Annotated in this window: 1 protein-coding gene and 1 pseudogene; one reads left to right on the top strand and one right to left on the bottom strand. The window is 46.8% G+C overall.

The window, feature by feature from the left end; translation table 11 throughout:
• A pseudogene (locus R7M72_RS24695) lies at positions 1-113 on the top strand (U32 family peptidase); the annotation flags it as partial.
• A gap of 53 nt (positions 114-166) precedes the next feature.
• On the opposite strand, the gene vmrA reads toward R7M72_RS24695, so the two are convergent.
• A partial coding sequence (vmrA, locus tag R7M72_RS24690) for a sodium-coupled multidrug efflux MATE transporter VmrA (RefSeq protein ID WP_318056411.1) occupies positions 167-1,406 on the bottom strand: 1,240 nt, incomplete at its 5' end.

Below are 1,406 nucleotides of genomic sequence, written 5' to 3'. Positions count from 1 at the left end.
AATTGGATCGCTTCCGTTCTAACGAGCAAGGCTCAGACCCAGACAAACTATCAAGCCGCCAATGCAACGGTTACTGGCATCAATTGGCTGGCTTAGAAGTGAAGAACATTTAACTCTTCCGACAAAGTAAAAAGCGAGGCACTAGCCTCGCTTTTCTGCTACCAACTTAAGACGCTTGGATGCTCGGTTCTACTGGGCTATCCACCATCAACTTTTTGATATCACGCCAAAGCATGCTCATCACAACCAGACTTAACGCAATGTTGGATAGCGGGAATGCAATCCAAATGCCTGTCACACCCAACAGTTTTGGCATGATGAACAAGAACGGCAGTTGGATAAGCATATTGCCCACCGTCACAAACATCGCCTTACTGCCTTTGTTGACCGATTGATAGTAAGCCCCTGCTACCACTAAGAAACCATCCAGAAACAGTGCGAACATGTGGAGACGAATTCCCACCACAGCACTTTCGATAAGCTGCTGATCCGCGTCATTAAAGACGGATACGAGCTGGTACGGGAAAAGGTTCATCAATACCACGAACACAACACCACCTAAAACCGATGTCCCCATAGCAATTTGTAGCAACTTACGAATGTTATCTTGATTTCGTGCGCCATGGTTGTAGCTCACCAAAGGCTGCATACCATTGGCAATGCCTTCCGCCACGAGATAATAGACCGTCACGATATAGCCTAAAATGGCGTAAGCGCCGATCAAAAGCGGGCTGCCGTATTGTGCGAATAATGCGTTGTGCAGAGCTACCATCGTAGATCCATAAGCGTACATAAAAAAGCTGGATGTCCCGATAAGCACAATTTTAGGAATAGCATCCAATTGCACTTTCAACTCTCTAAATGTTAGACGTAACTTCGCTTTAGAAGAGAAGAAGTAGCCCACACCTAGCACGGTGACAACCATCTGTGCCAATGCGGTCGCAATAGCCGCTCCTGTTAGCTCCCAGTTCATCCAAGCAATGAAAACATAGTCCAACACAATGTTAATGATTGCACCTATCACCATCAAAATTGTGGCTAAGTTAGGGCTGTTGTCGTTACGTAGCAAGAATGGAACCGCAATAGAGCCAAGTGAAAAAATACACGCGACGATTAGTATCTGGAGATATTGCAAGCCCAACTCGTACACTCGCCCCTGAGCGCCTTGCCAACGAATAAAGTCATCAGCAAAGAAAAATAGAATCGTTGCGACAATAGGCATCAGGGCCAACAAAAATAGCAAGCCTGTGGTTAAGACCCGTTTCGCACCTTGTTGATCTTGCTCTCCTTGCTTGATGGAAGTCAGGGCTCCCGTTCCCACACCAACCATCATCCCTATTCCCAGAATGCTACCAATCACTGGCCAAGCAACATTGATGCCCGCCAATCCGTCAGCGCCAACGTAA

This window comes from Vibrio sp. YT-18 (assembly GCF_033337345.1).
Classification (GTDB): domain Bacteria; phylum Pseudomonadota; class Gammaproteobacteria; order Enterobacterales; family Vibrionaceae; genus Vibrio; species Vibrio alginolyticus.
The sequence above is the reverse complement of the archived record's forward strand: the minus strand, read 5'-3'. Positions and strand labels throughout refer to the sequence as shown.